Annotated in this window: 29 protein-coding genes, 1 other RNA gene and 1 pseudogene; 11 read left to right on the forward strand and 20 right to left on the reverse strand. The window is 62.9% G+C overall.

Annotated elements, in window-relative coordinates:
* Positions 1-13 precede the first annotated feature (13 nt).
* Positions 14-1,816 carry an ABC transporter transmembrane domain-containing protein gene (locus EOD29_RS16585; protein ID WP_127247225.1) on the reverse strand — a complete coding sequence of 601 codons (1,803 nt, stop codon included), beginning with the start codon at positions 1,814-1,816 and terminating at the stop codon, positions 14-16.
* 205 nt (positions 1,817-2,021) lie between these two features.
* On the opposite strand from EOD29_RS16585, the gene rpmE reads away from it, so the two are divergent.
* Entirely contained in the window at positions 2,022-2,243 is a 222-nt protein-coding gene (gene rpmE / locus EOD29_RS16590; protein ID WP_040974396.1) for a 50S ribosomal protein L31, read from the forward strand.
* 93 nt (positions 2,244-2,336) lie between these two features.
* Here the strand turns inward: rpmE and EOD29_RS16595 are convergent, their stop codons facing one another.
* On the reverse strand, positions 2,337-2,975 hold the full coding sequence (locus EOD29_RS16595; RefSeq protein ID WP_127247226.1) for a TetR/AcrR family transcriptional regulator: 639 nt from the start codon (positions 2,973-2,975) through the stop codon (positions 2,337-2,339).
* A 111-nt stretch (positions 2,976-3,086) separates the two neighbouring features.
* Between EOD29_RS16595 and EOD29_RS16600 the strand changes: the two genes are divergently transcribed.
* Positions 3,087-3,920 (forward strand): NAD(P)H-binding protein, encoded by an 834-nt coding sequence (locus EOD29_RS16600; protein WP_127247227.1) that lies wholly within the window; start codon positions 3,087-3,089, stop codon positions 3,918-3,920.
* Between the two features lies 1 nt (position 3,921).
* A complete protein-coding gene (locus tag EOD29_RS16605; protein ID WP_067319488.1) occupies positions 3,922-4,398 on the forward strand; it encodes a DUF1772 domain-containing protein in 477 nt (158 codons plus the stop codon).
* A gap of 29 nt (positions 4,399-4,427) precedes the next feature.
* On the opposite strand, the gene EOD29_RS16610 is transcribed toward EOD29_RS16605, so the two are convergent.
* The 3 genes from EOD29_RS16610 to EOD29_RS16620 form a co-directional block, all read right to left on the reverse strand.
* Positions 4,428-4,739 carry a SelT/SelW/SelH family protein gene (locus EOD29_RS16610; protein WP_095799760.1) on the reverse strand — a complete coding sequence of 104 codons (312 nt, stop codon included), beginning with the start codon at positions 4,737-4,739 and terminating at the stop codon, positions 4,428-4,430.
* 32 nt (positions 4,740-4,771) lie between these two features.
* Positions 4,772-5,521, reverse strand: a complete 750-nt coding sequence (locus tag EOD29_RS16615; RefSeq protein WP_067319492.1) for a YebC/PmpR family DNA-binding transcriptional regulator — start codon at positions 5,519-5,521, stop codon at positions 4,772-4,774.
* Positions 5,522-5,738: 217 nt separating this feature from the next.
* Complete coding sequence (locus tag EOD29_RS16620; protein ID WP_067001718.1) at positions 5,739-6,062, reverse strand: helix-turn-helix domain-containing protein; 324 nt, start codon at positions 6,060-6,062, stop codon at positions 5,739-5,741.
* 51 nt (positions 6,063-6,113) lie between these two features.
* Between EOD29_RS16620 and EOD29_RS16625 the strand changes: the two genes are divergently transcribed.
* Both EOD29_RS16625 and EOD29_RS16630 read left to right on the forward strand, forming a co-directional pair.
* Complete coding sequence (locus EOD29_RS16625; RefSeq protein ID WP_067001716.1) at positions 6,114-6,596, forward strand: SRPBCC domain-containing protein; 483 nt, start codon at positions 6,114-6,116, stop codon at positions 6,594-6,596.
* 26 nt (positions 6,597-6,622) lie between these two features.
* The gene (locus EOD29_RS16630; protein WP_281059218.1) at positions 6,623-7,012 is read left to right on the forward strand and encodes a VOC family protein; all 390 of its coding nucleotides are present in this window, start codon (positions 6,623-6,625) and stop codon (positions 7,010-7,012) included.
* A gap of 1 nt (position 7,013) precedes the next feature.
* Here EOD29_RS16630 and EOD29_RS16635 read toward each other — a convergent pair whose 3' ends face one another.
* The 5 genes from EOD29_RS16635 to ssrS form a co-directional block, all read right to left on the reverse strand.
* Positions 7,014-7,781, reverse strand: a complete 768-nt coding sequence (locus tag EOD29_RS16635; RefSeq protein ID WP_127247228.1) for a TerC family protein — start codon at positions 7,779-7,781, stop codon at positions 7,014-7,016.
* 83 nt (positions 7,782-7,864) lie between these two features.
* Positions 7,865-8,686, reverse strand: coding sequence for a YmdB family metallophosphoesterase (locus tag EOD29_RS16640; RefSeq protein WP_095824096.1), 822 nt, complete (start codon positions 8,684-8,686; stop codon positions 7,865-7,867).
* Between the two features lie 190 nt (positions 8,687-8,876).
* Entirely contained in the window at positions 8,877-9,302 is a 426-nt protein-coding gene (locus tag EOD29_RS16645; RefSeq protein WP_127241615.1) for a DUF3592 domain-containing protein, read from the reverse strand.
* A 92-nt stretch (positions 9,303-9,394) separates the two neighbouring features.
* On the reverse strand, positions 9,395-9,979 hold the full coding sequence (locus EOD29_RS16650; RefSeq protein WP_095799756.1) for a 5-formyltetrahydrofolate cyclo-ligase: 585 nt from the start codon (positions 9,977-9,979) through the stop codon (positions 9,395-9,397).
* A gap of 82 nt (positions 9,980-10,061) precedes the next feature.
* Positions 10,062-10,217: non-coding RNA, 6S RNA (gene ssrS, locus EOD29_RS16655), on the reverse strand.
* 150 nt (positions 10,218-10,367) lie between these two features.
* Here ssrS and EOD29_RS16660 point away from each other — a divergent pair.
* The 6 genes from EOD29_RS16660 to msrB all read left to right on the forward strand — a co-directional run bounded on the left by EOD29_RS16660 (position 10,368) and on the right by msrB (position 14,146).
* Entirely contained in the window at positions 10,368-11,207 is an 840-nt protein-coding gene (locus EOD29_RS16660) for a MoxR family ATPase (RefSeq protein WP_127247229.1), read from the forward strand.
* Between the two features lie 88 nt (positions 11,208-11,295).
* A complete protein-coding gene (locus EOD29_RS16665) occupies positions 11,296-11,742 on the forward strand; it encodes a GNAT family N-acetyltransferase (RefSeq protein WP_095799754.1) in 447 nt (148 codons plus the stop codon).
* A gap of 52 nt (positions 11,743-11,794) precedes the next feature.
* A complete protein-coding gene (locus EOD29_RS16670; RefSeq protein WP_206519945.1) occupies positions 11,795-11,989 on the forward strand; it encodes a type II toxin-antitoxin system HicA family toxin in 195 nt (64 codons plus the stop codon).
* An 11-nt stretch (positions 11,990-12,000) separates the two neighbouring features.
* On the forward strand, positions 12,001-12,405 hold the full coding sequence (locus EOD29_RS16675; RefSeq protein WP_095799753.1) for a type II toxin-antitoxin system HicB family antitoxin: 405 nt from the start codon (positions 12,001-12,003) through the stop codon (positions 12,403-12,405).
* A gap of 10 nt (positions 12,406-12,415) precedes the next feature.
* Positions 12,416-13,606: a VWA domain-containing protein gene (locus EOD29_RS16680; protein ID WP_127247268.1), complete on the forward strand. Its 1,191-nt coding sequence runs from the start codon at positions 12,416-12,418 to the stop codon at positions 13,604-13,606.
* A gap of 135 nt (positions 13,607-13,741) precedes the next feature.
* On the forward strand, positions 13,742-14,146 hold the full coding sequence (gene msrB / locus EOD29_RS16685; protein ID WP_127247230.1) for a peptide-methionine (R)-S-oxide reductase MsrB: 405 nt from the start codon (positions 13,742-13,744) through the stop codon (positions 14,144-14,146).
* A gap of 51 nt (positions 14,147-14,197) precedes the next feature.
* Here the strand turns inward: msrB and EOD29_RS16690 are convergent, their stop codons facing one another.
* The 10 genes and pseudogenes from EOD29_RS16690 to EOD29_RS16735 all read right to left on the reverse strand — a co-directional run bounded on the left by EOD29_RS16690 (position 14,198) and on the right by EOD29_RS16735 (position 25,160).
* Positions 14,198-14,497 carry a hypothetical protein gene (locus tag EOD29_RS16690; RefSeq protein WP_082953654.1) on the reverse strand — a complete coding sequence of 100 codons (300 nt, stop codon included), beginning with the start codon at positions 14,495-14,497 and terminating at the stop codon, positions 14,198-14,200.
* 7 nt (positions 14,498-14,504) lie between these two features.
* On the reverse strand, positions 14,505-14,945 hold the full coding sequence (locus EOD29_RS16695; protein WP_067001692.1) for a hypothetical protein: 441 nt from the start codon (positions 14,943-14,945) through the stop codon (positions 14,505-14,507).
* A gap of 121 nt (positions 14,946-15,066) precedes the next feature.
* The gene (locus EOD29_RS16700; RefSeq protein WP_067001689.1) at positions 15,067-15,327 is read right to left on the reverse strand and encodes a DUF2312 domain-containing protein; all 261 of its coding nucleotides are present in this window, start codon (positions 15,325-15,327) and stop codon (positions 15,067-15,069) included.
* A 355-nt stretch (positions 15,328-15,682) separates the two neighbouring features.
* Positions 15,683-19,141, reverse strand: a complete 3,459-nt coding sequence (gene pyc / locus EOD29_RS16705) for a pyruvate carboxylase (RefSeq protein ID WP_127247231.1) — start codon at positions 19,139-19,141, stop codon at positions 15,683-15,685.
* A gap of 262 nt (positions 19,142-19,403) precedes the next feature.
* Positions 19,404-20,522: a branched-chain amino acid ABC transporter substrate-binding protein gene (locus EOD29_RS16710; RefSeq protein WP_067001684.1), complete on the reverse strand. Its 1,119-nt coding sequence runs from the start codon at positions 20,520-20,522 to the stop codon at positions 19,404-19,406.
* A gap of 139 nt (positions 20,523-20,661) precedes the next feature.
* Complete coding sequence (locus EOD29_RS16715; protein ID WP_067001681.1) at positions 20,662-21,009, reverse strand: DUF6867 family protein; 348 nt, start codon at positions 21,007-21,009, stop codon at positions 20,662-20,664.
* A 17-nt stretch (positions 21,010-21,026) separates the two neighbouring features.
* Positions 21,027-21,755, reverse strand: coding sequence for an ABC transporter ATP-binding protein (locus tag EOD29_RS16720; protein ID WP_095799749.1), 729 nt, complete (start codon positions 21,753-21,755; stop codon positions 21,027-21,029).
* Between the two features lie 32 nt (positions 21,756-21,787).
* Positions 21,788-22,861: pseudogene (locus EOD29_RS16725) on the reverse strand (ABC transporter ATP-binding protein); the annotation flags it as partial.
* On the reverse strand, positions 22,861-24,252 hold the full coding sequence (gene livM, locus EOD29_RS16730) for a high-affinity branched-chain amino acid ABC transporter permease LivM (RefSeq protein ID WP_067001672.1): 1,392 nt from the start codon (positions 24,250-24,252) through the stop codon (positions 22,861-22,863). The pseudogene EOD29_RS16725 and the gene livM, both read right to left, overlap by 1 nt.
* Positions 24,253-24,257: 5 nt before the next feature.
* Positions 24,258-25,160, reverse strand: coding sequence for a branched-chain amino acid ABC transporter permease LivH (locus EOD29_RS16735; RefSeq protein WP_067001669.1), 903 nt, complete (start codon positions 25,158-25,160; stop codon positions 24,258-24,260).
* Between the last annotated feature and the right edge of the window lie 387 nt (positions 25,161-25,547).

The raw sequence follows: 25,547 nt of genomic DNA on the forward strand, positions 1-25,547 counted from the left end.
CTGCCGGCGGGCGCTACTCCGCCGCGCCCTTGAAGGCGCTCGCTCCGGTCTCGAACTGCAGCTTGGCGAGCCGCGCATAGGTGCCGCCCTTGGCGACAAGGCTCTGATGCGTGCCTTCCTCGACGATGCGTCCGCCGTCCATGACTAGGATCCGGTCGGCCTTGAGCACCGTCGCCAGCCGGTGGGCGATCACGATGGTGGTGCGGCCGCGCATCAGCCGCTCCAGCGCCGTCTGCACCAGCGTTTCGCTTTCGGCGTCGAGCGCCGAGGTCGCCTCGTCGAGCAGCAGGATCGGTGCGTCGCGCAGAATGGCGCGGGCGATCGCCACGCGCTGGCGCTGGCCGCCCGAAAGCGTCACACCGCGCTCGCCGACCTGGCTGTCATAGCCCTTTTCAAGCTTGCCGATGAATTCGTCGGCGAGCGCCGCCTTTGCCGCCGCCTCGATCTCGGCATCGCTGGCGCCCGGCCGGCCGAAGCCGATATTGTCGGCAGCACTGGCCGCGAAGATGGTGACGTCCTGCGCCACGATGGCGATGCGCTGGCGGATTGCGGCCGGATCGGCCTGGCGCAGATCGACGCCGTCGATGACGACACGGCCGCTCTCCGGATCGTAGAAGCGCAGGATAAGCGAGAAGACGGTGCTTTTTCCCGCGCCCGAAGGACCAACGATCGCCACCGTCTCGCCGGGCTTCACCTGAAAGCTCAGCCCATGCACGGCGGCCCGGTCCGGCCGCGCCGGATAGGAGAAGGAGACATCGTCAAAGCTGATCGCGCCCTTGGCCTTGGCCGGCAGCGGCTGAGGATCTGCGGGCGCCTGAATGGCGGGCTTCTCGGCCAGGATCTCGGTCAGACGCTCGGCGGCGCCCGCCGCCTGCGACAGCTCGCTCCACACTTCCGACAGCGCGCCGAGTGCGCCGGCGGCGAACACCGAATAGAGCAGGAACTGGCCGAGCGTGCCGGCCGACATCGTGCCGGCAAGCACGTCGCGCGAGCCGAACCAGAGCACCGCCACCACCGATGAAAAGATCATGAAGATGGCGAAGAAGGTGAGAAAGGAGCGGGCGAAGACCGACGTGCGCGCCGCCTCGAAGGCGGCCTCGACGGCGGCCGAGAAGCGCCCCGTCACCAGCTTCTCGTTGGTGAAGGCCTGCAGCGTGCGCACGGCGCCGATCTGCTCGCTGGCATAGGCAGTGGCTTCCGCCAGCGTATCCTGCGCCAGCCGCGACTTGCGCCGCACCGAACGGCCGAAGGCGACGAGCGGCAGCACGATCAGCGGGATGGCGGCCAGTACCAGGCCGGACAGTTTTGGGCTGGTGAAGACCATCATCGCCACGGCACCGACGCCGAGGATGAGATTGCGCAGCGCGACCGATGCCGTGGCGCCGACCGCCGACTTCACCTGCGTGGTATCCGCGGCAAGCCGCGACACGATCTCGCCCGACTGCGAGCGATCGAAAAAGGCCGGCGAGAGCGTCGTGACATGGGAGAAGACATCGCGGCGGATGTCGGCGACGACCCGCTCGCCGAGCGTGATGACGAAGTAGTAGCGGCTGGCGGACGCCGCCGCCAGCACGGCCGCCATCAGCACCAGCGCGGCGAAATACTCGGCAATGAAGGTAGTGCCCGCCGCCTGGAAGCCGTGATCGATCATGCGCCGCACGGCCATCGGCAGGGCCAGCGTCGTCCCTGCCGCAACGATCAGCGATATGATCGCGCCGACCGCCAGTTTGCGGTACTGCATGACGTACGGAAAAAGGTTCCTGAGCGGCCGGACCGAGCGCCTGCGCTCGTCACCACTGACACCAATATCCGCCATGAGCGTTTCCTCTGGCCGCGTGTTCGTCATGCGCTTCAATATGCGCCTGCCGCGGCCTTGTGATTCAATTCCGGCTGATGTATAGGCTCGCCGACCGTTTTAGAAGCCGTGGCTTTTCATTAGCTGCGGCTTCGAGTTTTAAAAAGGGGCGCATCGACGCAGGCCATCGGCCCGTCACCAGCGCCGGCAAGCCAGGAACACGACAATGAAGGCCGATATCCATCCCGACTACCACACCATCAAGGTCGTCATGACCGACGGCACCGAATACCTGACCCGCTCGACCTGGGGCAAGGAAGGCGACACGATGAACCTCGACATCGACCCGACCACGCACCCGGCCTGGACCGGCGGCCAGCAGACCCTGCTCGACCGCGGCGGCCGCCTGTCGAAGTTCAAGAAGCGTTTCGAAGGTTTCGGCCTCTAAGCCTTTCTAAACGTGTCGCAGATCAAAAAACCCGCCTCCGAGGCGGGTTTTTTGTTGGCCACAGACGCTGCGGGAAACCCGACCAGGTTGTACCTACCCTTCCACCAGCTCCCGCAGCGCCATGCGCTTATAGGCCGCGACCAGCCTGTCGCCCTCCTCCCGGTCGACGGAGATCGCCAGCCGCATGACCGCCTCGCCCATCTGCCAGACTAGCAGCGCCGCCGTCTCCATCGCCACGGTATCTGCGCCGGGACGCAACCGCTTCAGCACCGCGACGAGGAATCGGGCATTGGCCCGGCTGTCGGCCAGTTCGAGTTCGCGCAAGGCCTTGTCGGCCTGCGTGCTCGACCAGATGTCGCGCATCACCGGTTCGGCCAGGAACATCCCGTAATAGATGTCGACCAGCTCCGAAAACGCCCGCTTCAGCCCCTCGGCGTCGCTGACGTCCTTCAGCGCCGCCGAGATGCAGGCCTGGCTTTCGGCGGTGTAGCGCTCGGCCAGCGCCCAGACGATCGCCCGCTTGTCGGGAAAGAACTGGTAGAGCGAGCCGATCGACACCCCTGCTCTTTCCGCCACCTCGCCCATGCGCATGGCATCGCTGCCTTGCTCGGCGATCAGCGCCGCGGCGGCGGCAAGCATCCGCTCGACCCGCTCGCGGCTGCGCTGCTGCGTCGGCGCTCGCCGGGGCATTGCGATTTCCTGGTCGAGCTTCGCGGCTACCCTGCCTTGCATGAGCTTCCTCCGAAAGATCCTCGAGAAACTGGCTTGACTCACAAAATACGAGGGTTTATCACGTTTTGCAAACATGAGGATTACTCATATTCAGAAAACGAGGAGATCGAGATGACCGACACGTCACAGAAACCGATTTTGATCCTGGGCGGCACCGGCAAGACCGGCCGGCGGCTGGCCGAACGGTTGATCGCCCGCAGGATCCCGGTGCGGATCGGCTCCCGCGCAGGCACGCCTCCCTTCGACTGGTCGGACAAGAACACCTGGGGCGCGGCCCTCGACGGCGTCGGCGCCGTCTACATCAGCTACTATCCTGACATCGCGGTGCCGGGCGCCGCCGAAACTGTCGAGGCGTTGGCCAAACTTGCCGTCGAGCGCGGCAACAAGCGGCTGGTGCTGCTCTCCGGCCGCGGCGAGACGGAGGCTCAGCGCGCCGAGGAAATGGTCAAGGTTTCCGGTGCCGATTGGACGATCCTGCGCTGCTCATGGTTCTCGCAGAATTTCAGCGAAGGCTTCCTCATCGAATCCATACTCGAAGGCGAAGTCACCCTGCCGGTCGGCGCTGTCGGCGAACCGTTCGTCGATGTCGACGATATCGCCGATGTCGCCGAAGCCGTGCTGACGGAGCCGGGCCATGCCGGCCAGCTTTACGAACTCACCGGCCCGCGTCTGCTGAGCTTTGCTCAGGCCGTCGCCGAAATCGGCAAAGCCACTGGCCGCGACATCCGCTATCGGCGGATCTCGCATGCCCAATTCACCGAAACGGTGGCTGCGCACAAGCTGCCGCCGGAATTCGCTTGGCTGCTCAACGAGCTCTTCAGCGAGGTGCTCGACGGCCGCAACGAAACGTTGACCGACGGCGTGCAGCGCGCGCTCGGCCGCCGGCCGAAAGACTTCTTCGCCTATGCAACCGAAACCGCAGCCAGCGGCGTCTGGAGTAACTGAGATGATGAAAATTCTTCCCGCCCTCACCTTCATTGCCGCGATCGGCTCTGGCGTGGTCGGCGGCGTCTTCTTCGCCTTTTCCAATTTCGTCATGGCAGCACTTGCCAGGCTGCCCGTCCCAGCCGGCATCGCAGCGATGAATTCGATCAACATCACCGTAATTACGCCCGCCTTCATGACGGCGCTTTTCGGCACCGGCCTCATTTGTCTGGTGCTGATTGCCGCCGCCATCGCGGGTTGGAGCCAATCGGGCTCGTACTGGCTGCTTGCCGGCGCCGTAATCTATCTCGTCGGCAACCCGATCGTGACCATGATCTTCAACGTGCCGCTCAACGACGCGCTGGCCGCCGTCGACCCGGCCAGCAGCAACGGCGCCGCCGTGTGGGCGAACCATCTGCGCCAATGGGTAATGTGGAACCACGTCCGCACCATCACCGCGATCGTGGCGATGGCCTGCTTCATCCTGGCGCTGATTTGAAGAGAGCGGCCAGCGGATAAAACACCGCCTCAGGCGGGGTCCGTCTTCTTGTGCGTCTTGCGGTCGGCGTGTCCCAGATCGCGCTCCGGGTCGATGACATCGCGGACCAGCTGCTTGAGCTTCGCCGCCTCCGGAAAACCGCCGTCGCGCTTACGCTCCCAGATAAGCTGGTCGTTGCAGGAGATCGTGAAGATGCCGCCGGTTCCCGGCACCAGCGTCACCTCGCCGAGATCGGTACCGAAGGTCGAGAGCAGCTCCTGTGCCATCCAGCCGGCTCTGAGCAGCCACTGGCATTGCGTGCAGTAGGTGATGCGGATGGCGGGCCGCGGCTTCTCGCTCATGTCGGATCGAGTTCCGCTCATAGATCAGCCGATCAGGCCGCGCTGAGCTTGGCCATCGTTTCGTCGTCGACCTCGAAATTGGCGTAGACGCTCTGCACGTCGTCGTCGTCCTCGAGAGTGGCGACCAGCTTCATCAGCGACTGCGCCCGTTCTTCATCGACCGGCACATTGTTCTGCGGCTGCCAGATCGGCTTCACCGACTCCGCTTCGCCGAGCGCGGCTTCGAGCGACTTCGATACCTCGCCGAGATTTTCGAAGCTGCAATAGACGGTGTGGCCTTCCTCGTCCGACTCGACGTCGTCAGCACCGGCCTCGATCGCGGCTTCCATCACCGTGTCCGCGCTGCCGGCCGAAGCCGGGTAATAGATCTCGCCGACGCGGTTCCACATGAACGACACCGAGCCGGTTTCGCCGAGCGCCCCGCCGGCCTTGGTGAAGGCGGCGCGCACATTGGACGCCGAGCGGTTGCGGTTGTCGGTCAGCACCTCGACGATCAGCGCCACGCCGCCGGGGCCATAGCCCTCATAGCGCACGGCCTCGTAGTTCTCGGCATCTCCGGCGGAGGCCTTGTTGATGGCGCGCTGGATGTTGTCCTTCGGCATCGACACCGCCTTGGCGTTCTGCACCGCAAGGCGCAGCCGCGGGTTCATCGCCGGGTCCGGCGTGCCGGTCTTGGCGGCGACGGTGATTTCGCGTGCCAGCTTGGAAAACATTTTCGACCGCACCGCATCCTGGCGGCCTTTCCGGTGCATGATGTTCTTGAACTGCGAATGGCCAGCCATGGCACCCCTGTCGTGTTCGGCTAGAGCATTTCTCGGCCGGGCGCGATCACCCGGCAAATGCTCGAATTCAAAATTTCAGAACGCTGCAAGCGTGCCTGCGAAGGCCCGCGGGGCTCTCTGTCGGAATGGCCGGCTTATAGATAAATCGGCTCAATTCGTCCAGCCGGACCGTCGACCCTGACGGCGGACAGACCGAGATTGCCCTTGCAGCGCGGCATCATCCCTCCAGATCCGACTTCAGCCGGTCGAGGATGCTGATCGCATGGCCCGCATATTGGCCGATCCAGCGGTCGTGGATCTGCCTGATCGGGAGCGCGTTGAGATGGTTCCAGCGCTCGCGCCCCTCGCGCCTCGCCACGACCAGATCGGCCTCTTCCAGCACCTTCAGATGCATCATGACCGTGCAGCGATCCATGTCCGGGAAAGCCTCGCAGAGCGCCCCGGTGGTCTGCGGCTGATCCTTGAGCCGGTCGAGCAACTCGCGCCGGCGCGAGTGCGCCAAGGCCTTGAAAACACGATCGTCCGAGGTTGGGCTTGACATGTTATGTTTTTATAACATATTGTTTCACGAGGCAAGGAAGGAGCTGTGGATATGTCTCTTGGATTCAGGATTTCCGGACGCATCGGCAAGCCGGTCGCCGAAGTCTTCGACGCCGTGGTCAACCCGACGAAGCTCAGCGGCTATTTCACCACCATTGGCGGCGCCTCTGCTCCGCTGGTCGCCGGCACCACCGTCACCTGGTGGAAGACGGTGCCGGTCGAGGTCGACGAGGTGATCAAGGATAGGCGTATCGTGCTGCGCTGGGACGCGGCCGACACTGACGGCAAGCCGGCCTACAAGACACGCATCGAGATGAACTTCGAGCCGTTGGACGACGGCGGCACCTTCGTTACCATCGCCGAGGCCGGCTGGCACGAAGGCGAGGTCGGACTGAAGAAATCCTACCTCAATTGCGAGGGCTGGTCGCAGATGCTCGCCTGCATGAAGGCGTATCTCGAATACGGCATCAATTTGCGCGACGGCTATTATCGCGCCGAGATGAAAGGCGAGCCGGCCAACGAGACCAATATTTGACTCCCTTTGAGCGAGGAGGCCCGGCCGTGAAGGTAACGCCGTTCCTGATGTTCGAAGGTCAGGCCGACGAGGCCATGACCCTCTATTGCGACACCGTTCCAGAAAGCCGCGTTGTCGACGTCACACGCTATGGCGCGGGTGAGGACGGACCCGAACGTGCGCTCAAGCTGGCCCGTGTCGTGATCGGCGGCACTGAGGTCATGGTCTTCAACAGCCCCGTGCATCACGCCTTCTCCTTCACGCCGTCGTTCTCGCTCTTCGTCGACTGTTCCTCCGAGGAGGAGCTCGATCGCATTGTCGGGGTGCTGGCCAAGGACGGCGCGTTTCTGATGCCGACCGACGATTACGGCTTCAGCCGCCGTTTCGCTTGGCTCAACGACCGCTTCGGCGTTTCCTGGCAGATCAACCTACCCTAGTTTAATGCCCGCCGCCGGACCGCTGCTTCTTTCGACGCCGCGCCAGCATGTTGAGGCCCTCGACCAGCGCGGAAAAACCCATGGCGGCGTAGATGTAGCCCTTGGGCACGTGATAGCCCATGCCGTCGGCAATCAGCGTCATGCCGATCATCAGCAGGAAGCCGAGCGCCAGCATCACGATTGTGGGGTTCTTGGCGATAAAGTTGGCGAGCGGCGTCGCCGCCAGCATCATCACGCTCACCGCCACGATGACAGCGATGTACATGATGGCGATTTCGTCGGTCATGCCGACGGCGGTGATGATGGAATCGATCGAGAAGACGAGGTCAAGCAGCAGGATCTGGAAGATCGCGCCGGCCAGGCTCATCTGCAGTGTGCCGCCCATCATCGAGTCCTGATGATCGTGCGGATCGACCGTGTGGTGGATTTCCTTGGTCGCCTTCCAGACAAGGAACAGGCCGCCGGCGATCAGGATCAGGTCGCGCCAGGAAAAGCCATGCCCGAACGCCGTGAACACCGGTGTCGTCAATTGCACGATGATCGAAATCGTGGCGAGCAGCACCAGCCGCATGCCCAGTGCCGCCGAGATGCCGAGTTTGCGGGCGCGGGCGCGCTGCGCTTCCGGCAGCTTGTTGGTCAGGATCGAGATGAAGATCAGGTTGTCGATGCCGAGCACCACCTCCAGCACCACCAGCGTCAGCAGCGCGATCCAGGCTGTGGGATCGGAGACAAAGGCAAAGTGCGGCGCCAGGAACTCGACAAGCTGCATGGAGGTCGCCCCCTCTACGATCTAGAGCAGTTTTCGCGGGTTTCGTCGCCAGTTAGGTACGACCGGTGCTCATATCAATATCATCACCAGAAGGACGGCGCGGTTTCCTCGAGTCTCGGCCCGCGGCGAAACGGCGCGATCTTCTCGGCGAGCCCGGTGCGGTCGGAGATTTCCACGCCGACGCCGCAGAGCGTCGCCGGTCCATTCGCGGCCTCGAAACGACCTTTCGGCACTTTCGACAGGAAGCGGTTGAGCGGCTCTTCCTTGTCCATGCCAAGCGAGGAATCATAGTCGCCGCACATGCCGGCGTCCGAAATATAGGCGGTGCCGCCGTTGAGTATCTGATGATCGGCGGTCGGCTGGTGCGTGTGGGTGCCGACCACAAGGCTGGCACGGCCGTCGACGAAATGCGCGAAGCACATCTTTTCCGAAGTCGCCTCGGCATGGAAATCAATCACTGCTGCGTCGGCCTGTTCGCCAAGCGGACAGGCGGCAAGCTCGCGCTCGCCGGCCTGGAACGGATCGTCGAGCTCGGGATGCATGAAGACGCGCCCCATGATGTTGGCGACCAGCACCCGCGCGCCGTTCCTGGCGATATAGACGCCGGAACCACGCCCCGGCGTGCCCTTGGGAAAATTGGAGGGGCGCAGGAAGCGCTCCTCGCGCGGCGCGAAGACCAGCGCGTCGCGCTGGTCCCAGACATGGTTGCCGGTGGTGACGACATCCGCGCCCGCCGCGAGCGTCTCGCGAAATATCTCCTCGGTGATGCCGAAGCCGCCGGCGGCGTTCTCGCCATTGACGATGACGAAGTCGAGCTTGAAGTCGGATATCAAGCCCGGCAGCTGTTCCCACACCGCCGTGCGCCCAGTTTTTCCGACCATGTCGCCGAGGAAGAGAAGTCTCATACGATCCCGCGTCGAAAGTCCGCCAAGCAAAAGCTGCATGACTTTCCGCAAAAGATCATGCGTTTCTCAACCGCTGTTCTACAATTGCGGCGTGAACCGGCGCAACCCGCTCCCGGTGAGTATTTCCGGGATGATCACATGATGGTCTTATACGGCACCACCGCCCCGTCCTAGCAGCCGAAGGCGACGTCTAACGCGCGCTCCGTCCGCGCAGCCAGAAGAACCAAACGTAGAAGACGGTGAAGCCGCCGGTACCTGCAAGGATCAACAGCATGCCGCGCCAGCCCTTCATTCCGGCGGTATCGAGGGTCGCTGGATCGCCAGGGTCGTAGTAGAATTTCACCTTGTCGCCGATCGACGCCTCGTGGAGACCGACAAGGTTTCCCTTTCCGGACCAGGTCATCGGCACGTCGTCAACCACATAGGCGAGGGCGACATTGATGCGCTCTATGGCGAGGCCATTTTTGTGCATTTCAGTGAAAGGACTGACATCCGTCACGGTAGCGACCGTCTGCCCCCAGGCGGCTTGGTGGTACAGGGTGGTTCCGGTGATATGCAATCCCATCGCAAACAGTGCTGCCGCGATCAGAGCAAACGGCATCAGGATGAATCGCATGAAGACAAAATCCCTTGCTGACCTCAACTTGGCTGGATAGCAGGAATACTGTTGGATAGGGATTGGAATCGCGCGAAGCGGGTCGGAATATTCTAAGAGGCGGTAAACCGGCGTAACCCGCTCTCGGTGAGTATTTCCGGGATGATCACGTCATGGTTCTCATCCGGCACTTGCGACACCTCCTGGCAGTCGAACGCAATGCCGATCAGCCGCGGCGCCAGCCCTTTGTCGGCCAGCCTGGCGATCGCCCGGTCGTAATAGCCGGCGCCGTAGCCGATGCGGTGGCCGCGCGCGTCGAATGCTGCGAGCGGAACAAACATGAGCGAGGGGTCGAGCTCTTCGGCCTCCTCGTGCGGTCCGACCGTGCCGAAACCCATCTCGACCATTGGCGCGCCGCGCACCAGCTCGCGGAAGACGATGGTTGTCTTGTCGAGGATCGCCGGCAGGCAAAGCCTGGCGCCTTTCTCGCGCAGCGCGAACATCAGCGGCCGCACATCGACCTCGGAGCGCATCGGCCAGAAGCCGGAGACGATCTGGCCCGGTTCGACGGCGATCTGGTCACGCGCCGTCTCAGCCATTTCGAGCGCGATCTCGACCCGCCAGAATTCGTCCAGCGCATCCCGCCGCGCCAGAGCTTCCTTGCGAAGCTGTTTTTTCAGGTCTTTTGATGAGGTCATGCACAGACGTTAGAAAAGGTCGTATCCGGACGAAGTTGCAGGAGCGACGCTTTCTACCGCATCAAATTCAAAAACGGGAGAGTGGCGATCCACACAACCGGTGGAGAGGTCGATCCCGGGTGCCTACAAAGTAGGTGGGCGCCGTGTGAGAAAACCCACAGGTCTTCCCAGGGACAGCTCCCTAAGGATCGATAAGGCCCCGGGGATAAGTTTCTCCTGCCGGGAAGCGCAGACCGCCAAAACCAATATAGGCCCATGGTTGACCGAGCGCCAGAAGGACACCGCTCCAAGCGGCCGCAAATCTGCGTCATGGGCCTTGCAGCGTTGTCATGCCTTGCACAGCCCGGCCAGCGTCCTTAGGGTCGCGGCCCAACGATCAGGAGAAGAAATGCGTTTCGAAGGCACCGCGGCTTACGTCGCCGACAAGGATTTGATGGTGGCGGTCAACGCCGCGATCGCTCTGGAGCGACCGTTGCTGGTCAAGGGCGAGCCGGGCACCGGCAAGACCGAACTCGCCCGTCAAGTGGCGGCGGCGCTCGACCTCGATTTCATCGAATGGAATGTCAAATCGACCACCAAGGCGCAGCAGGGCCTCTACGAGTATGACGCCGTCTCGCGGCTGCGCGACAGCCAGCTCGGTGACGACCGGTTCAGCGACATCAAGAACTACATCAAACGCGGCAAGCTGTGGGACGCCTTCGCGGCACCGAAAAAGGTCGTTCTCCTGATCGACGAGATCGACAAGGCCGACATCGAATTCCCCAACGATCTTCTGCAGGAACTCGACCGGATGGAGTTCTTCGTCTACGAGACCGGCGAGACCATCCGCGCCGAATTTCGGCCGATCGTCATCATCACCTCCAACAACGAGAAGGAGTTGCCGGACGCCTTTCTGCGCCGCTGCTTTTTCCACTACATCCGCTTCCCCGATATCGAGACGCTGCACCGGATCGTCGACGTGCATTATCCCGGCATCAAGCAGAATCTCGTGCGGGCCGCGCTTACCCAGTTCTACGAGATCCGTGACGTGCCCGGGCTGAAGAAGAAACCATCCACCTCCGAAGCGCTCGACTGGATCCGACTGCTGGTCGCCGACGACATCGCGCCGGAGGATCTGCGCGCCGATCCGAAGAATATGTTGCCGAAGCTGCATGGCGCGCTGCTCAAGAACGAGCAGGACGTGCACCTCTTCGAACGCTTGGCCTTCATGGCCAGGCGCCAGCAATAGGCTTGGCAGCAATAGCGCTTTGTCCCTCTGTGGACCGTTGCCGACAGGCGGCGGTTGCCGCAGCTTCCGACCAAACGTTGGAGAAAACATGTCCGAGATCACCGTCCGCCCGCTTGCCCAGTCCGACCGCTCCGACTGGCGCCGGCTATGGACCGCCTACCTCACCTTCTACGAGACCAAGCTGCCGGAAGAGGTCTACGACGTCACCTGGAAGCGCCTGTTCACGCCTGGCGAGTTCGAGCCGAAAGGCTTTATCGCCACGCTTGAGGGCAAGGCCGTCGGCCTGACCCACTATCTCTACCACCGCTCCTGCTGGTCCGAGGTCAACACCTGCTATCTGCAGGATCTGTTCGCCGACCCCGAAGTGCGCGGCAAGGGCATCGGCGCGGCGTTGATCAAAGCGGTGCAGGACGAGGCCGGCAAGATCGGCGTGAAGAACGTCTACTGGATGACGCACGAGACCAACGCCACCGCGCGCCGGCTGTACGACCATGTGGCGCGGCGCACAGGCTTCATCGAGTACGATCTGTTGTGAAACGGTTGAAACCGGTCCAGCTGCGCAATATATTGCGCATTGGAAAGCCGCCGTGCCGCTGATTGAGACTAACACGCGCAAGATCATAGCGCGGCTTTTGCGCGACGGCTGGTCGAGCGTCGGAGGCGGCAAGCACGACAAATACGAGCACCCGGGAAAACCGGATGTGACCATCATCGTGCCGCGGCACCGCGAGCAATCTCCGGGCGTTGCACGCTCGATCGCCAAGCTCGCCGGATGGATTTGAGGCCTGATCGCATGACGCATTATATCGGAGTTCTGGACGGCGCGGATAATGTCTGGGGAATCCGGGTCCCCGACCTCCCGGGCTGCCATGGCGGCGGCGCCAGCCCCGAGGAGGCGATTGCCGATGCAGCATCGGCGATACGCGAATGGGCCGAAACTCGGTTGGCAAAGCACGTCTCGTTACCCGAAGCACGAACGGTGGCGGACTTGTTACGATCAGGTGAGATCGATAGCGCCGCAGGCGAGTCTGCCGTCATGATCCCGCTGCTGATCGACTCCGGTCGGTCAGTCCGGGCAAACCTGTCGTTGGACGCTGGTCTGCTTGCGGCGATCGATACTGAAGCCAGCCGCCGGGGCCTGACGCGCTCTGCCTTCATTGCGAGTGCCGCGCGTGAAAAGATCGAGGGGCAGAGATAGCCGTCTGGCGATGTTCATCCCCTTCTTCCTTGAACTGAAAGCCGCGCGGGTTCCCGTTTCGCTCCGGGAGTATCTGACGCTGCTGGAAGGCCTGGAAGCTGGGTTGGTCGACTACGACGTCGAGGGTTTTTACTATCTCGCGCGCTCGGCCCTGGTGAAGGACGAGCGCCATATCGACCGTTTCGATCAGGTGTTCGCGCATGTCTTCAAGGGCGTCGAAGCGCTCGCCGGTCCGGACGCCGTCGACGTCGCCAACATCCCCGAGGAATGGCTGCGCCGGCTCGCCGAAAAGCACCTGAGCGACGAGGAGAAGAAGCTGGTCGAGGTGCTGGGCGGCTTCGACAAGCTGATGGAGACGCTGAAGCAGCGCCTGGAGGAGCAGAAGGGCCGGCACCAGGGCGGCTCGAAATGGATCGGCACCGGCGGCACCTCGCCCTTCGGCGCCTATGGCTACAATCCGGAAGGCGTGCGCATCGGCCAGCACGAAAGCCGCCACCGTCGCGCAGTGAAAGTCTGGGACAAGCGCGAGTTCAAGAACTTCGACGACGCGATCGAGCTCGGCACCCGCAACATCAAGGTGGCGCTGAAGCGGCTGCGGCGCTGGGTGCGCGAGGGCGCCGAGGAAGAGTTCGACCTGCCCGGCACCATCCACGCCACCGCCGAGCACGGCTATCTGGACGTGAGAACCCGGCCGGAGCAGCGCAACGCGGTGAAGCTCCTGATGTTCTTCGACGTCGGCGGCTCGATGGATGGTCACGTCAAAACCGTCGAGGAGCTGTTCTCCGCCGCGCGCGCCGAATTCCGCCAGCTCGAGTATTACTACTTCCACAACTGTCTTTACGAGCGCGTCTGGAAGGACAATCGCCGCCGCCTGGCCGAGACGATCCCCACCTTCGACCTCATCCACAAATATGGGCCGGACTATAAGGTGATCGTGGTCGGCGACGCCTCGATGAGCCCTTACGAAATTGCGCATCCCGGCGGCTCGGTCGAGCACTGGAACCCGGAGGCCGGCGGCGTCTGGCTCGGTCGGCTGCTGCAGCAGTGGCCGAACGCGGTCTGGTTGAACCCTGAGGCTGAGAAAAACTGGCGCTACACCCATTCCATTGCGATGATCAGCGACATCTTCGGCGGCCGCATGTTCCCGCTGACGCTTGCCGGGCTCGAAGCGGCAACGAAGCAGCTATCGAGGAAGCATTGAGCGTGACAGTAATTCGCGGAAACCAGCGGCGATTGCGTTGTCAGTCCCAGCGCTGTCAGTGGTGTAACAAACACCTATCTTCGTGCGAACATGACATGCCAACCAACAACGAGCCGCCAAGGCCGAGGAGATTTCATGGACACCCACGCCTATCCCGTCACCCGCACCGATGCCGAGTGGCGCGCCCGGCTGACGCCGGAGCAGTATGCCGTCATGCGCAACCACGGCACCGAGCGCCCCGGCAGCTGCGCCCTGCTTTATGAGAAACGCGCCGGCACTTTCTTCTGCGTCGGCTGCGACCAGCCGCTGTTCGAATCCAAGCTGAAGTTCGAGAGCGGAACCGGCTGGCCGAGTTTCAACGATCCGATCCCGGGTTCGATCGAGACCACCGTCGACCGCGGCTACGGCATGGTCCGCACCGAGTGCCACTGCTCGCGTTGCGGCAGCCATCTCGGCCATGTCTTCGAGGACGGTCCGCCGCCGACCGGCCTGCGCTATTGCATCAACGGTGTGGCGCTGCGCTTCGAGCCGGCGGCCTGACAGGCAGTTCGTCATAGTTTCGTAAGGGCGGCTTCGGCCGCCCTTTTCGATTCAGACAACGACCGTCGCAATCAGCCAGAGCGCCGAGCCCAGCATCATCAGCTGCGCCTTGAACCCGCCGGCCGTTTCTGCCGTCCGCCAGACGGCAAGGGCGAGAAAGATGTTGTAGGGGGCGGGAAGGAAATGCACCGTGAGCACCAGCCAGAGCGGCAGCTTCAGCCCAAGCAGGACAAGCGCCAGCCCGGACGAAGCGATGTTGATCGCCGTGCCGGCGAGCAGCATGTCGCGCCAGAACAGCCGGTCGAGCGGCACATTGCCTTGCCAGCGCGAGCGCAAGAAGCCGGCAACCATCTGTGCTCTACTCCTGCCTCAGCACTTGGGTGACGGCTTGCTCGAAGCGCGAGCATTCCGTCGCCAGCCAGTCGGCCATGGCCGGCCAATTGTCCTCGGCAAAGCAGTTGACCCGCCACTGCGAATTGATGCCGAGATTCTGCGCGCTCTGCTCCGGCCTGAGCTTCAGCCGCGCCTCGATCGCCGGTTGGAACGGCATCAGCCGCGTCCAGACCTCCGTCGCGCCGAGCTTCTCGTTGCGGCCGAAGAAGACGCCGACCACGTTCTCGCTGGGCGCGACATACATGGACAGCACCAGGGCGAACTCCGGCATTCCGCGCTGCCAGAACCATGGCCCGCGTCGCGCCAGCCGCGCCCTTTCTTCCGGGTGCCGTTCGGCGAACAGCGCCCAGAACCCGCGATGCCGGAACTCCGAAGCGCGATGGCCGCCGAAGTCGAACTCACTCATGGCCGTCCCTAGAGGGCAATTCCAGGAAAGTGTAACGGTTTCCGTCGGAATTGCGCAAAAGCAAATGGTTGGAGCAGTTCAGCGATTCCATCAAAACGCTGAACTGATCTAGCCGCGCGCCTTAGACCATGCCGAGCGCGGCCTTATACAGATCGAGGATCGACTCCTCCTCCTGGCGCTCGGCCTGATCCTTCTTGCGCAGCCGGACGATAGTGCGGATCGCCTTGGTATCGAAGCCGGTGCCCTTGGCCTCGCCATAGACGTCCTTGATGTCGTCGGAAATCGTCTTCTTTTCTTCCTCGAGCCGCTCGATGCGCTCGATGATGGCGCGCAGCTGGCCGGCGGCTACAGTCTGGCTGGTCTCGGTGATCTCGTCGGCCATTTTTTGTCTCCGCGTTTTTTTGCGCCACGGCGATTCCCGCCCGGCAAAATTGGAGCGGGTTCGATGCCCGAGCAGGCGCGGCGGGTCAAGACATTATCGATGCGGCATGAAGGGTTGGAGCACCCCAGGCTGTGCTGAGATTCTGGTCAGGCCGAGCCGGAGTCGAAGACGGGCGCGAAGCGGGCGAGAACGGTTGTTCCGAGAACGGGAGCCGAGCGTGCTTGGAGTACGTGGGCACGGGCCTAAGCTGGCCGTAGCCTTAACTGCGACGTGCCTGGTGAGTGCTTCGGCGGCGAAGGCCGGAACCCCAGGAAGCCGGCGTTTGCAGGCCGGCCTCACCTGAAGATCAGCACATTCAGCCAAAGGCGATGAGCAAATCCTTCGCATCGATCTGGTCGCCGGCCTTGACCAGCACCTCTGCCACCACGCCGTCGCGCTCGGCGTGCAACGCGGTCTCCATCTTCATCGCCTCGATCGAGAGCAGCACGTCGCCCGCCTTGACCGCCTGGCCTGGCGCCACGGCAAGAGCCGACACCACGCCCGGCATCGGCGCCCCGACATGCGCCTCGTTGCCCGGCTCGGCCTTGCGCCGCGCCTTGGCGGCCGAAGCGCCATGCGCGCGGTCCGGCACCTTCACTCGACGCGGCTGGCCGTTGAGCTCGAAGAAGACGGTGACCATGCCTTTTTCGTCGACGTCGCCGAACGCCTGGCAGCGTATCACCAGGGTCTTGCCCTTCTCGATGTCGACGAAGATCTCGTCTTCCGACTTCATGCCGTAGAAATAGGTCGGCGTCGGCAGCACGCTGACCGGGCCATAGGTCTCCTGAGCGGCGGCGAAGTCGGTGAAGACTTTCGGATACATCAGCCAGGAGGCGAATTCGAACTCGGTGAGCTTGCGCTCGAGCTTCTCCTCGATGTCCTTGCGGCTGGCCTTGAGGTTCGCGGGCTTCAGCAGCGAGCCGGGCCGGACGGTGATCGGCTTTTCGCCCTTCAGCGCCTTCTTCTGCAGCGCTTGCGGCCAACCGCCCGGCGACTGGCCGAGATCGCCGCGCAGCATCGAGACGACCGAGTCCGGGAAGGCGATGTCCTTCGCCGGGTTCTCGACATCGGTGATCGTGAGATCCTGGCTCACCATCATCAGCGCCATGTCGCCGACCACTTTCGATGACGGCGTCACCTTGACGATATCGCCGAACATCAGGTTGACGTCGTGATAGGCCTGCGCCACCTCGTGCCAGCGCGTTTCGAGCCCAAGCGAGCGCGCCTGTTCCTTGAGATTGGTGAACTGGCCGCCCGGCATCTCGTGCAGATAGACTTCCGAGGCCGGTCCCTTGAGGTCGCTTTCAAAGGCGGCGTATTGGTTGCGAACCGCTTCCCAGTAGAACGAGATGTGGCGGATCCACTGGGGGTCGAGGCCGGGGTCGCGCTCGGTACCCTTGAGCGCCTCGACGATCGAGCCGAGACAAGGCTGCGAGGTGTTGCCGGAGAACGAATCCATCGCCGCGTCGATGGCGTCGACGCCGGTCTCGACCGCCGCCAGAACCGTCGCCGCCGACAGGCCGGAGGTGTCGTGCGTGTGGAAATGGATCGGCAGGTCGGTCTCTTCGCGCAGCGCTTTGAACAGCACGCGCGCCGCCGAGGGCTTCAACAGGCCCGCCATGTCCTTGACGGCGATGATATGCGCGCCGGCCGCTTCCAGTTCCTTCGCCAGCCCGACATAATATTTCAGGTCGTATTTGGCGCGCTCCGGATCGAGTATGTCGCCGGTGTAGCACATCGCCGCTTCGATCAGCTTGCCCTCGGCGCCCACCGCGTCCATGGCGACGCGCATGTTCTCGACCCAGTTCAAGCAGTCGAAGACGCGGAACAGGTCGACGCCGCCGGCGGCTGCCTGTCTAACGAAATGCTGCACCACATTGTCGGGATAGTTGGTGTAGCCGACGCCGTTAGCACCGCGCAGAAGCATCTGCAGCAGAAGATTGGGGGCTGCCTCGCGCACTCTGCTCAGACGCTCCCATGGATCCTCGGTGAGGAAGCGCATGGCGACGTCGAAGGTGGCGCCGCCCCAGCATTCCAGTGAGAGCAGTTGCGGCAGCGCTCGCGCATAGGTGCCGGCGATGCCGGCGATGTCGTAGGTGCGCATGCGGGTGGCGAGCAGCGACTGGTGTCCGTCGCGCATCGTCGTGTCGGTAACGAGCACCTGGGCTTGCTCGCGCATCCATGCCGCGAACTTCTGAGGCCCGAGCGCGTCGAGCCGCTGCTTGCTGCCGTCCGGCACCTTGCCGTTGAGATAGGGCACGACAGGCGCCGCCGCATCCGCCTTCGGCACCGGCCGTCCGCGCGTCTCGGGATGGCCGTTGACGCTGACGTCGGCGAGATAATTGAGCAGCTTGGTGGCGCGGTCCTGCCGCTTGACCTGCTCGAACAGCTCCGGCGTCGTGTCGATGAACTTGGTGGTGTAGGAATTGTCGGCGAAGCTCGGGTGGTTGATGATCGCTTCGAGGAAGGTGAGGTTGGTGGCGACGCCGCGGATGCGGAACTCGCGCAATGCCCGGTTCATGCGCGCGATCGTCTCGGCCGGCGTCGGCGCCCAGGCCGTCACCTTTTCGAGCAGCGGATCGTAGAACCGGGTGATGACCGCGCCCGAATAGGCGGTGCCGCCGTCGAGGCGGATGCCGAAGCCGGTGGCGCCGCGATATGCGGTGATGCGCCCGTAATCGGGGATGAAATTGTGTTCCGGGTCCTCGGTGGTAATGCGGCACTGCAGGGCGTGGCCGTTGAGCTTTATGTCCTTCTGCGCCGGCACGCCGGATTCCGGCGTGCCGATGGCGAAGCCGTCGAGGATGTGGATTTGCGCCTTTACGATATCGATGCCGGTCACCATCTCGGTGACGGTATGCTCGACCTGGATGCGCGGGTTGACCTCGATGAAATAGAACTTGCCGGTGTCGGCGTCCTGCAGGAACTCGACGGTGCCGGCTCCGATGTAGCTGGTCTCGCGCGCGATCTTCAGCGCGTAGCCGCAGAGTTCCTCGCGCAGTTTCTCGCCGAGGTAGGGAGCCGGCGCACGTTCGACGACCTTCTGGTTGCGGCGCTGGATCGAGCAGTCGCGCTCGAACAGATGCACGGCATTGCCCTGGGTATCGCCCAGCACCTGCACCTCGACATGGCGGGCGCGCTCGATCAGCTTTTCGAGATAGACCTCGTCCTTGCCGAAGGCGGCCTTCGCCTCGCGTTTGCCTTCCATGACTTCGCGCGCGAGGTCGGCTTCAGCGCGGATGGCGCGCATGCCGCGGCCGCCGCCACCCCACGAGGCCTTGAGCATCACCGGATAGCCTATTTCCGCGGCGAGCTTTTTCACCTCGTCCATATCGTCGGGCAGCGGATCGGTGGCGGGCACGACCGGCACGCCGACTTCGATCGCCAGGTTGCGCGCCGCCACCTTGTTGCCGAGCCGGCGCATCGTTTCGGGCTTCGGCCCGATGAAGGTGATGCCGGCGGCAGCGCAGGCCTCAGCGAATTCGGGGCTTTCCGACAACAGGCCGTAGCCGGGGTGGATCGCATCGGCACCCGAGAGGCGCGCGACGCGGATCACCTCGTCGATCGACAGATAGCTTTCGATCGGACCCATGTCCTTGGTGAGATGCGGACCGCGCCCGACCTGGTAGCTTTCGTCGGCCTTGAACCGGTGCAGCGAATATTTGTCCTCTTCCGCCCAGATCGCCACGGTTTTGAGGCCTAGCTCGTTGGCCGCGCGAAAGACGCGGATGGCGATTTCGGACCGGTTGGCGACGAGGATCTTCGTGATTGCCAAGGACTGGGCTCCAGTAGCGGAAGGTGAGGTGAACCGGCGCAATGATTAGCGTGAAAATGCTGCAGCGCAAACAAAATAGCGCGACACTTCAATCGATTTAAATCGTTTGTTTGCGCAAAACCTTCGCGACGGCCTCCGAGCGCCTGGACGACAACGCCGACGAACCTGGCGAGGGACACGAAGGCAGGCTGGATGCCCGGCCAACAAAAAATGCCCGGCGCTCAGCGCCGGGCATCTCGGAAAGTCGGCTCTCTTTGCCGGCTTATTGCTCGAAGTAGGAGTACTTGCCGTCTTCGCCCTTCTTCCAGGTGTACATGACATAGTCCGGGCGGGTGATGTCGCCCTTGGAGTCATAACCAATGTCGCCGATGGCGGTCTTCCAGGGGCCGCCCGACTTGATCGTCTCGGCGACTTTCTGCGCATCGTCGGCGGAGCCGGTCTTCGTGATGGCCGCAGCGATGATCTGGATCGCGGCGTAGGAGTAGAGCGTGTAGGCCTCCGGTTCGAAACCGGCAGCGCGGAACTTCTCCACGAGCTCCTTGGCGTTCGGGTTCTTGCGCGGATCCGGCGCGAACGTCATCAGCGTGCCTTGGACGGCGTCGCCGGCGATCGAGGCGAGCTCGTTCGACACGATGCCGTCGCCCGACATGAACTGGGCCTTGAGGCCCTGGTCGGCGAGCTGGCGGATGATGAGGCCGGCCTCCGTATGCAGGCCGCCATAGTAGACGACAGAGATACCGGCTTCCTTCATCTTGGCGATGAGCGCCGAGAAGTCCTTGTCGCCGACATTGATGCCTTCATACATGGCTTCGTTGACGCCATTGGCGTTGAGCGCCTTCTTGGTTTCGTCGGCGAGGCCCTGGCCATAAGGGGTCTTGTCATGGATGAGCGCGATCTTGGCGTCCTTGAAGTTCTTGGCGACATAGTCGCCCGCAACCTTGCCCTGCTGGTCGTCGCGTCCGCAGGTGCGGAACGTATTCCACATGCCGCGTTCGGTGAACTTGGGATTGGTCGCGGCCGGAGTGATTTCGAGGATGCCATTCTCGGCATAGACTTCCGACGCAGGAATTGAGACGCCCGAATTGAAGTGGCCATCGACGAACTTGATGCCGTCGGCGACAAACTTGTTGGCGACCGAGATGCCCTGCTTCGGATCCGACACGTCGTCACCCACGCTCAGCTTAAGTTGCTGGCCGAGGACTCCGCCGGCCGCGTTGATGTCAGCGACCGCCTGTTCGGCGCCCTTCTGCAGCTGCGCGCCGAAGGCCGCGTTCGGACCGGTGATCGGACCGGCGACGCCGATCAGAATGTCGGCCCACGCGCTGCCGCTGAACGCGATGAACGCGGTCAGGGCCACGGCGGACAAGAGTGATTTTTTCATTGAAACGCTCCCATTTACGGAGTGGGCGTGGATGATACTTTCATGCGATGCCCACCCTTATCGCAGAAAGCATAGAATGCCGATTTTCAGGCACTTGTCACGCCAAATTCATTCCCCTGAACGGCGTTGATCATGAACGTCAACCCTTTGGTTTCCAGCTCAATAAGGAGGCTCTTTCGTAGAGCCAATTATACTGAGTGACCATCTGGTTCGTGCGCGTGTATTGATAACCAAGGAAGCCCAGTATCATTAGCACGATGGTGTCGACGATATAGTAGTGCAGCGAAAACATCGTGCCGTCGAACAGCGCGTGGTGGATGAACCTTATGCCGATGCCGAGTCCGAGCATATAGAGGAACAGCTGAAAGAAGCTGCGCCAAGTCTGCGCGCTCGCCTTGCCGGTCATCCACGCCGCCCATCCGCCGAGCAGGCAGGTGACGAACAGGAACTGCCAGATCGAGGCTTCCTCGTAGAGAATGCCCTGCATGATGAAGTCTCCTGAACTCAGTGGTGGCCGCCTTCGAGATAGGCGGCGCGCACTTCCGGATTGGCGAGCAGCTCCTTGCCGGTGCCGCTCATCGTCACATTGCCGTTGACCATGACGTAGCCGCGATTGGCGAGCTTCAGCGCGCCGAAGGCATTCTGCTCGACCAGGAACACGGTCAGCCCCTGCGTCCGGTTCAATTCGCGGATGGCATCGAAGATCTGCTTGACGATCAGCGGCGCCAATCCCAGCGACGGCTCGTCGAGCAGAAGCAGCTTCGGCCGGGCCATCAGCGCACGCCCGATCGACAGCATCTGCTGCTCGCCGCCCGAGAGCGTGCCGCCACGCTGGCCGATGCGCTCCTTCAGCCGCGGGAACAGCGCAAACACCTTGTCGGCATCCTCGTCAAAATGTTTGAGGTTGTCGAGGCTGGCGCCCATCTGCAGGTTTTCCATCACCGTCATGCGCGGAAAGATGCGGCGTCCCTCCGGCGACTGGGCGATGCGCATCCGCGCGATCTCGTGCGTCGGCAACTGCGTGATGTCGTTGCCGGCAAAGGTGATGGTGCCGCTGCGCGCACGCGGCGCGCCGAAGATTGTCATCATCAACGTCGACTTGCCGGCGCCATTGGCGCCGATCAGCGCCACGATCTCACCTTGATTGACAGTGACGTCGACACCGTTCAGCGCGCGGATGTTGCCGTAATAGGTCTGCACGCCCTTGATATCGAGCAGCGTTGTGCCGGCCATTACTTACGCCCTCCGCGCGGCTTGGCTGTCGAGGATTTCGCGGCCGGCTTGCCCGTGGCCCGCTCGGACGACTTTTTTGGCGTTTTGGCTTTGGCATCGACCTGAGCCGCTTTCGAGGCGCCTCTCGATACCATGACCCGTTCGCCCTCGTCCGCGTGTTCGACAGTGTCGGAAACCGGCCCCGCCATCATCGAGGCGGAACTGCCCGGCCCGTGCGCCGCATCAGGCCCGGTATCCAGCTGCTCGATGACATCCTCGTCGCCGACTTCGGTCAGCACCTCTTCCACTTCCTCGTCGTCGACGCCGAGATACGCGGCGATCACGCGCGGATCGGTCCGGACCGACTGCGGGCTGCCGTCGGAGATCTTGCGGCCGTACTCCAGCACCACGACGTGGTCGGAGATCTGCATGACCACCGACATGTCGTGCTCGATGAGCAGGATCGACGTGCCGGTGTTGTCCTTAATGTCCATCAACAGTTCATTGAGCGAGGCCGATTCCTTCGGATTGAGACCGGCGGCCGGCTCGTCGAGGCACAAAAGCTCAGGTCCGGTGCACATGGCGCGCGCGATCTCCAGCCGCCGTTGCGCGCCATAGGGCAGGTCGCCGGCCGGATCGTCGGCGCGGTCGACGAGATTGGCCTTTTCCAGCCAGTGCTTGGCGAGATCGATCGATTCAGCCGAGGCCTGCCGGTAGCTGGAGAAGCCGAACAGGCCGAGGAAGGTATAGCCCGAGGCCTTCATCAGCTTGTTGTGCTGGGCGACCAGGAGGTTCTCCAGCAGCGTCATGCCCGAGAACAGGCGGATGTTCTGGAAGGTGCGCGCCACCTTGGCGCGCGCGGGGATCTCGTGATTGGGCAAGCGCTCGAGCAGAAAGTTCGAGCCGTCGCGCCGGCTGAGCGTGATCATGCCCTCCGACGGTTTGTAGAAGCCGGTGATGCAATTGAACACGGTCGTCTTGCCGGCACCGTTCGGCCCGATCAGCGCGGTGATCTCGCCGCGCTTGGCCTGGAACGACAGGTCGCCGATCGCGATCAGGCCGCCGAACTTCATCGACAGATGCTCGACCTGCAGGATGAAGTCGTTCATGGAAACTTGCGCGTTCATCAGCCGTGGCCCTCCTTGGTGAAGGAGCCTGACACCGCTTTTCGCTCCTTGAGGAAGGCTGTTGGTTCTCGACTGCCGACGAAGCCGCGCGGCTTCCACAGCATGACGATCACCATCGCAACGCCGAACAATAGCATGCGGTAGAGCTCCGGCGTGAAGTCCGGACCGAACACCACCTTGAGGAAGCCCAGCTCGCGCAGGATCTCGGTGCCGCCGATCATCACCAGTGCCGCCACCGCGATGCCGCCCAACGAGCCCATGCCGCCGAGCACGACGATGGCCAGGATGATCGCCGATTCAAGGAAGACGAAGGATTCCGGGCTGACGAAGCCCTGGCGCGCGGCGAAGAACGAGCCGGCGAAGCCGCCGAACATGGCGCCGGTGGCGAACGCCGTCAGCTTGGTGGTGGTGGTATTGATGCCGAGCGAGCGGCAGGCGATCTCGTCCTCGCGCAGCGCTTCCCAGGCGCGGCCCACCGGCAGGCGGCGCAGCCTGATGGTGACGAAGGCGGTGAGGAAGCAGAGCGCCAGAATGAGATAATAGAGGAAGATCTTGTAGTAGGCGCCCGACTGAGCGATCCCCAGCACCTTGGCGATGTAGTTCGGGTCCGAGACGTTGAACGACATGAGCCCGAAGAAGGAGACCTTCGGGATGCCGGAAATGCCGGCCGAGCCATTGGTCACCTCACGCCAGTTGATCAGCACCAGACGGATGATCTCGCCGAAGGCGAGCGTGACGATAGCCAGATAGTCGCCGCGCAGCCGCAGCACCGGGAAGCCGAGCATGACGCCCCAGAAGGCGGCCATGGCGCCGGCGGCAGGCAGCAGGATCCAGAACGACAGGCCAAAATGCGTGCCGAGCAGCGCATAGGCATAGGCGCCAACGGCGTAAAAGGCGACATAGCCGAGGTCGAGCAGGCCGGCTAGCCCGATGACGATGTTGAGGCCCCAGGCCAGCATCACATAGATCAGGATCTGGATGCCGAAATTGTCGACCCATTTCAGCGAGCCCTGGAAGCCGAACAGAAGCACCATCGCCACTGGATAGAGGATCAGCACCGTGGCGCCGATCTTGTTGAAGTTTCGCCGCACGAAGCCGGGCTCCACGGCGATCGCAGGCGCCTTGGCCCTTTCAGCCCTTGATCGTTCGAGCGCCGGAACCGCATAGGCAACATAGAGGAAGCGCCCGACGACAACGGCGAGGACCACCAGGGCGAGCAGGCCCCAGCGCTGCACCAGGATCAGCTCGTTGTTGATGTTCTGATCGGTCCTGAGACCGATGAACAGCACGAACAGGCCGAGCGCGATGGCGCCGGCGTAGAGCGCTTCGCGGAACGCGCGCTGGATGGGAGTAGCGACGACGTCGCGCTCCGGAGAAACGGTAACGGCCATGAGGATCAGACCTTTTCGACTTCAGGCCGGCCCAGGATGCCGGAGGGCAGGAAGATGAGCACGATCGCCAGGATCGAGAAGGCCGCGACGTCCTTGTAGTCGATCGAGAAATAGGCCGACCACATGCTCTCGATGAAGCCGATCAAAAGCCCGCCGAGCACTGCGCCCGGCAGCGAGCCGATGCCGCCAAGCACCGCCGCCGTGAAGGCCTTCACGCCCGGCACGAAACCGTCTGAGAAGACCACCACGCCATAATACATCAAGAAAAGCGTCCCGGCGACCGCGGCAAGCGCTGCGCCCATGATGAAGGTGATGGAGATTGTGCGGTCGACGTCGACGCCAAGCAGCGCCGCCATCTTGCGGTCCTGCTCGCAGGCGCGCTGCGCCCGCCCCAATGCCGTCCTGTTGACGAGATACCAGAAGATCGCCAGCAGCACGGCAGTGACGAGCACGATGATGATCTGCTTCAGCGAGACGCTGATGCCGTCGATCGTATAGACCTGGCTGACCAGCGGCGGGATCGGCTTGTTGCGCGGCCCTTGCGTGACCTGCACGAAGTTGGACAGGGCGATCGACATGCCGATGGCGGTGATCAGCGGCGCAAGCCGGAACGATCCGCGCAGCGGCCTATAGGCCACCTTCTCGATCGTCCAGTTGTAAAGACTGGTGAGCAGCATGCCCACGATCATCATGATCAGGAGCGCCACCACCACCGGCACCGAATAGAACATCGCGCCGAGGATCAGGAAGACGATGAGGGCCGTGAAGGCGCCCACCATGAAGATATCGCCATGGGCGAAATTGATCATGCCGATGATGCCGTAGACCATCGTGTAGCCGATCGCGATCAGCCCGTAGATAGATCCCAGCGTCAGCCCGTTGATAAGCTGCTGGACGAAATACTGCATATTTAAGCGGCTCCCCTGGAATGTCGCCTTCGAGGACGCATTCCTTTTCGTATTGCCCCTAGTCGTAAAGTTTCAAGCCCGGATTGCAACGTGATTTTTCAATCGCCGCGCGTGGTTTGGAAGCACGCTGCCCGATTGCCCGCTTTCTCGCACCTGGCCCCTGGACTATCGCGGACCCTATCATTGGCACAACGCAATGTCTTTGACGATTAAGCCGTATCATGCGCGTCGTTTCGAAGAAATCGCCGTCAAAATAAATTGATGAGAAGATTCCTTGCGTCAGCAGCAGCGCTCGATTTTGCCGTCCCGCGCATTCCGCCAAGTCAGGATTCTGCTCGGTATGAAGGTCATGTGACGGCGAGGCGAACGGCGGCCGAAATCACCTTT

It is taken from the genome of Mesorhizobium sp. M1A.T.Ca.IN.004.03.1.1, assembly GCF_003997555.1.
In the GTDB taxonomy this organism is placed as follows: domain Bacteria; phylum Pseudomonadota; class Alphaproteobacteria; order Rhizobiales; family Rhizobiaceae; genus Mesorhizobium.

What these genes read in the sequence shown, in the direction of transcription:
- EOD29_RS16585 (WP_127247225.1), bottom strand. Translation starts at nt 1,816, where the DNA reads ATGGCGGATATTGGTGTCAGTGGTGACGAGCGCAGGCGCTCGGTCCGG.
- rpmE (WP_040974396.1), top strand. Translation starts at nt 2,022, where the DNA reads ATGAAGGCCGATATCCATCCCGACTACCACACCATCAAGGTCGTCATG.
- EOD29_RS16595 (WP_127247226.1), bottom strand. Translation starts at nt 2,975, where the DNA reads ATGCAAGGCAGGGTAGCCGCGAAGCTCGACCAGGAAATCGCAATGCCC.
- EOD29_RS16600 (WP_127247227.1), top strand. Translation starts at nt 3,087, where the DNA reads ATGACCGACACGTCACAGAAACCGATTTTGATCCTGGGCGGCACCGGC.
- EOD29_RS16605 (WP_067319488.1), top strand. Translation starts at nt 3,922, where the DNA reads ATGATGAAAATTCTTCCCGCCCTCACCTTCATTGCCGCGATCGGCTCT.
- EOD29_RS16610 (WP_095799760.1), bottom strand. Translation starts at nt 4,739, where the DNA reads ATGAGCGAGAAGCCGCGGCCCGCCATCCGCATCACCTACTGCACGCAA.
- EOD29_RS16615 (WP_067319492.1), bottom strand. Translation starts at nt 5,521, where the DNA reads ATGGCTGGCCATTCGCAGTTCAAGAACATCATGCACCGGAAAGGCCGC.
- EOD29_RS16620 (WP_067001718.1), bottom strand. Translation starts at nt 6,062, where the DNA reads ATGTCAAGCCCAACCTCGGACGATCGTGTTTTCAAGGCCTTGGCGCAC.
- EOD29_RS16625 (WP_067001716.1), top strand. Translation starts at nt 6,114, where the DNA reads ATGTCTCTTGGATTCAGGATTTCCGGACGCATCGGCAAGCCGGTCGCC.
- EOD29_RS16635 (WP_127247228.1), bottom strand. Translation starts at nt 7,781, where the DNA reads ATGCAGCTTGTCGAGTTCCTGGCGCCGCACTTTGCCTTTGTCTCCGAT.
- EOD29_RS16640 (WP_095824096.1), bottom strand. Translation starts at nt 8,686, where the DNA reads ATGAGACTTCTCTTCCTCGGCGACATGGTCGGAAAAACTGGGCGCACG.
- EOD29_RS16645 (WP_127241615.1), bottom strand. Translation starts at nt 9,302, where the DNA reads ATGCGATTCATCCTGATGCCGTTTGCTCTGATCGCGGCAGCACTGTTT.
- EOD29_RS16650 (WP_095799756.1), bottom strand. Translation starts at nt 9,979, where the DNA reads ATGACCTCATCAAAAGACCTGAAAAAACAGCTTCGCAAGGAAGCTCTG.
- EOD29_RS16660 (WP_127247229.1), top strand. Translation starts at nt 10,368, where the DNA reads ATGCGTTTCGAAGGCACCGCGGCTTACGTCGCCGACAAGGATTTGATG.
- EOD29_RS16665 (WP_095799754.1), top strand. Translation starts at nt 11,296, where the DNA reads ATGTCCGAGATCACCGTCCGCCCGCTTGCCCAGTCCGACCGCTCCGAC.
- EOD29_RS16675 (WP_095799753.1), top strand. Translation starts at nt 12,001, where the DNA reads ATGACGCATTATATCGGAGTTCTGGACGGCGCGGATAATGTCTGGGGA.
- EOD29_RS16680 (WP_127247268.1), top strand. Translation starts at nt 12,416, where the DNA reads ATGTTCATCCCCTTCTTCCTTGAACTGAAAGCCGCGCGGGTTCCCGTT.
- msrB (WP_127247230.1), top strand. Translation starts at nt 13,742, where the DNA reads ATGGACACCCACGCCTATCCCGTCACCCGCACCGATGCCGAGTGGCGC.
- EOD29_RS16690 (WP_082953654.1), bottom strand. Translation starts at nt 14,497, where the DNA reads ATGGTTGCCGGCTTCTTGCGCTCGCGCTGGCAAGGCAATGTGCCGCTC.
- EOD29_RS16695 (WP_067001692.1), bottom strand. Translation starts at nt 14,945, where the DNA reads ATGAGTGAGTTCGACTTCGGCGGCCATCGCGCTTCGGAGTTCCGGCAT.
- EOD29_RS16700 (WP_067001689.1), bottom strand. Translation starts at nt 15,327, where the DNA reads ATGGCCGACGAGATCACCGAGACCAGCCAGACTGTAGCCGCCGGCCAG.
- EOD29_RS16710 (WP_067001684.1), bottom strand. Translation starts at nt 20,522, where the DNA reads ATGAAAAAATCACTCTTGTCCGCCGTGGCCCTGACCGCGTTCATCGCG.
- EOD29_RS16715 (WP_067001681.1), bottom strand. Translation starts at nt 21,009, where the DNA reads ATGCAGGGCATTCTCTACGAGGAAGCCTCGATCTGGCAGTTCCTGTTC.
- EOD29_RS16720 (WP_095799749.1), bottom strand. Translation starts at nt 21,755, where the DNA reads ATGGCCGGCACAACGCTGCTCGATATCAAGGGCGTGCAGACCTATTAC.
- livM (WP_067001672.1), bottom strand. Translation starts at nt 24,252, where the DNA reads ATGGCCGTTACCGTTTCTCCGGAGCGCGACGTCGTCGCTACTCCCATC.
- EOD29_RS16735 (WP_067001669.1), bottom strand. Translation starts at nt 25,160, where the DNA reads ATGCAGTATTTCGTCCAGCAGCTTATCAACGGGCTGACGCTGGGATCT.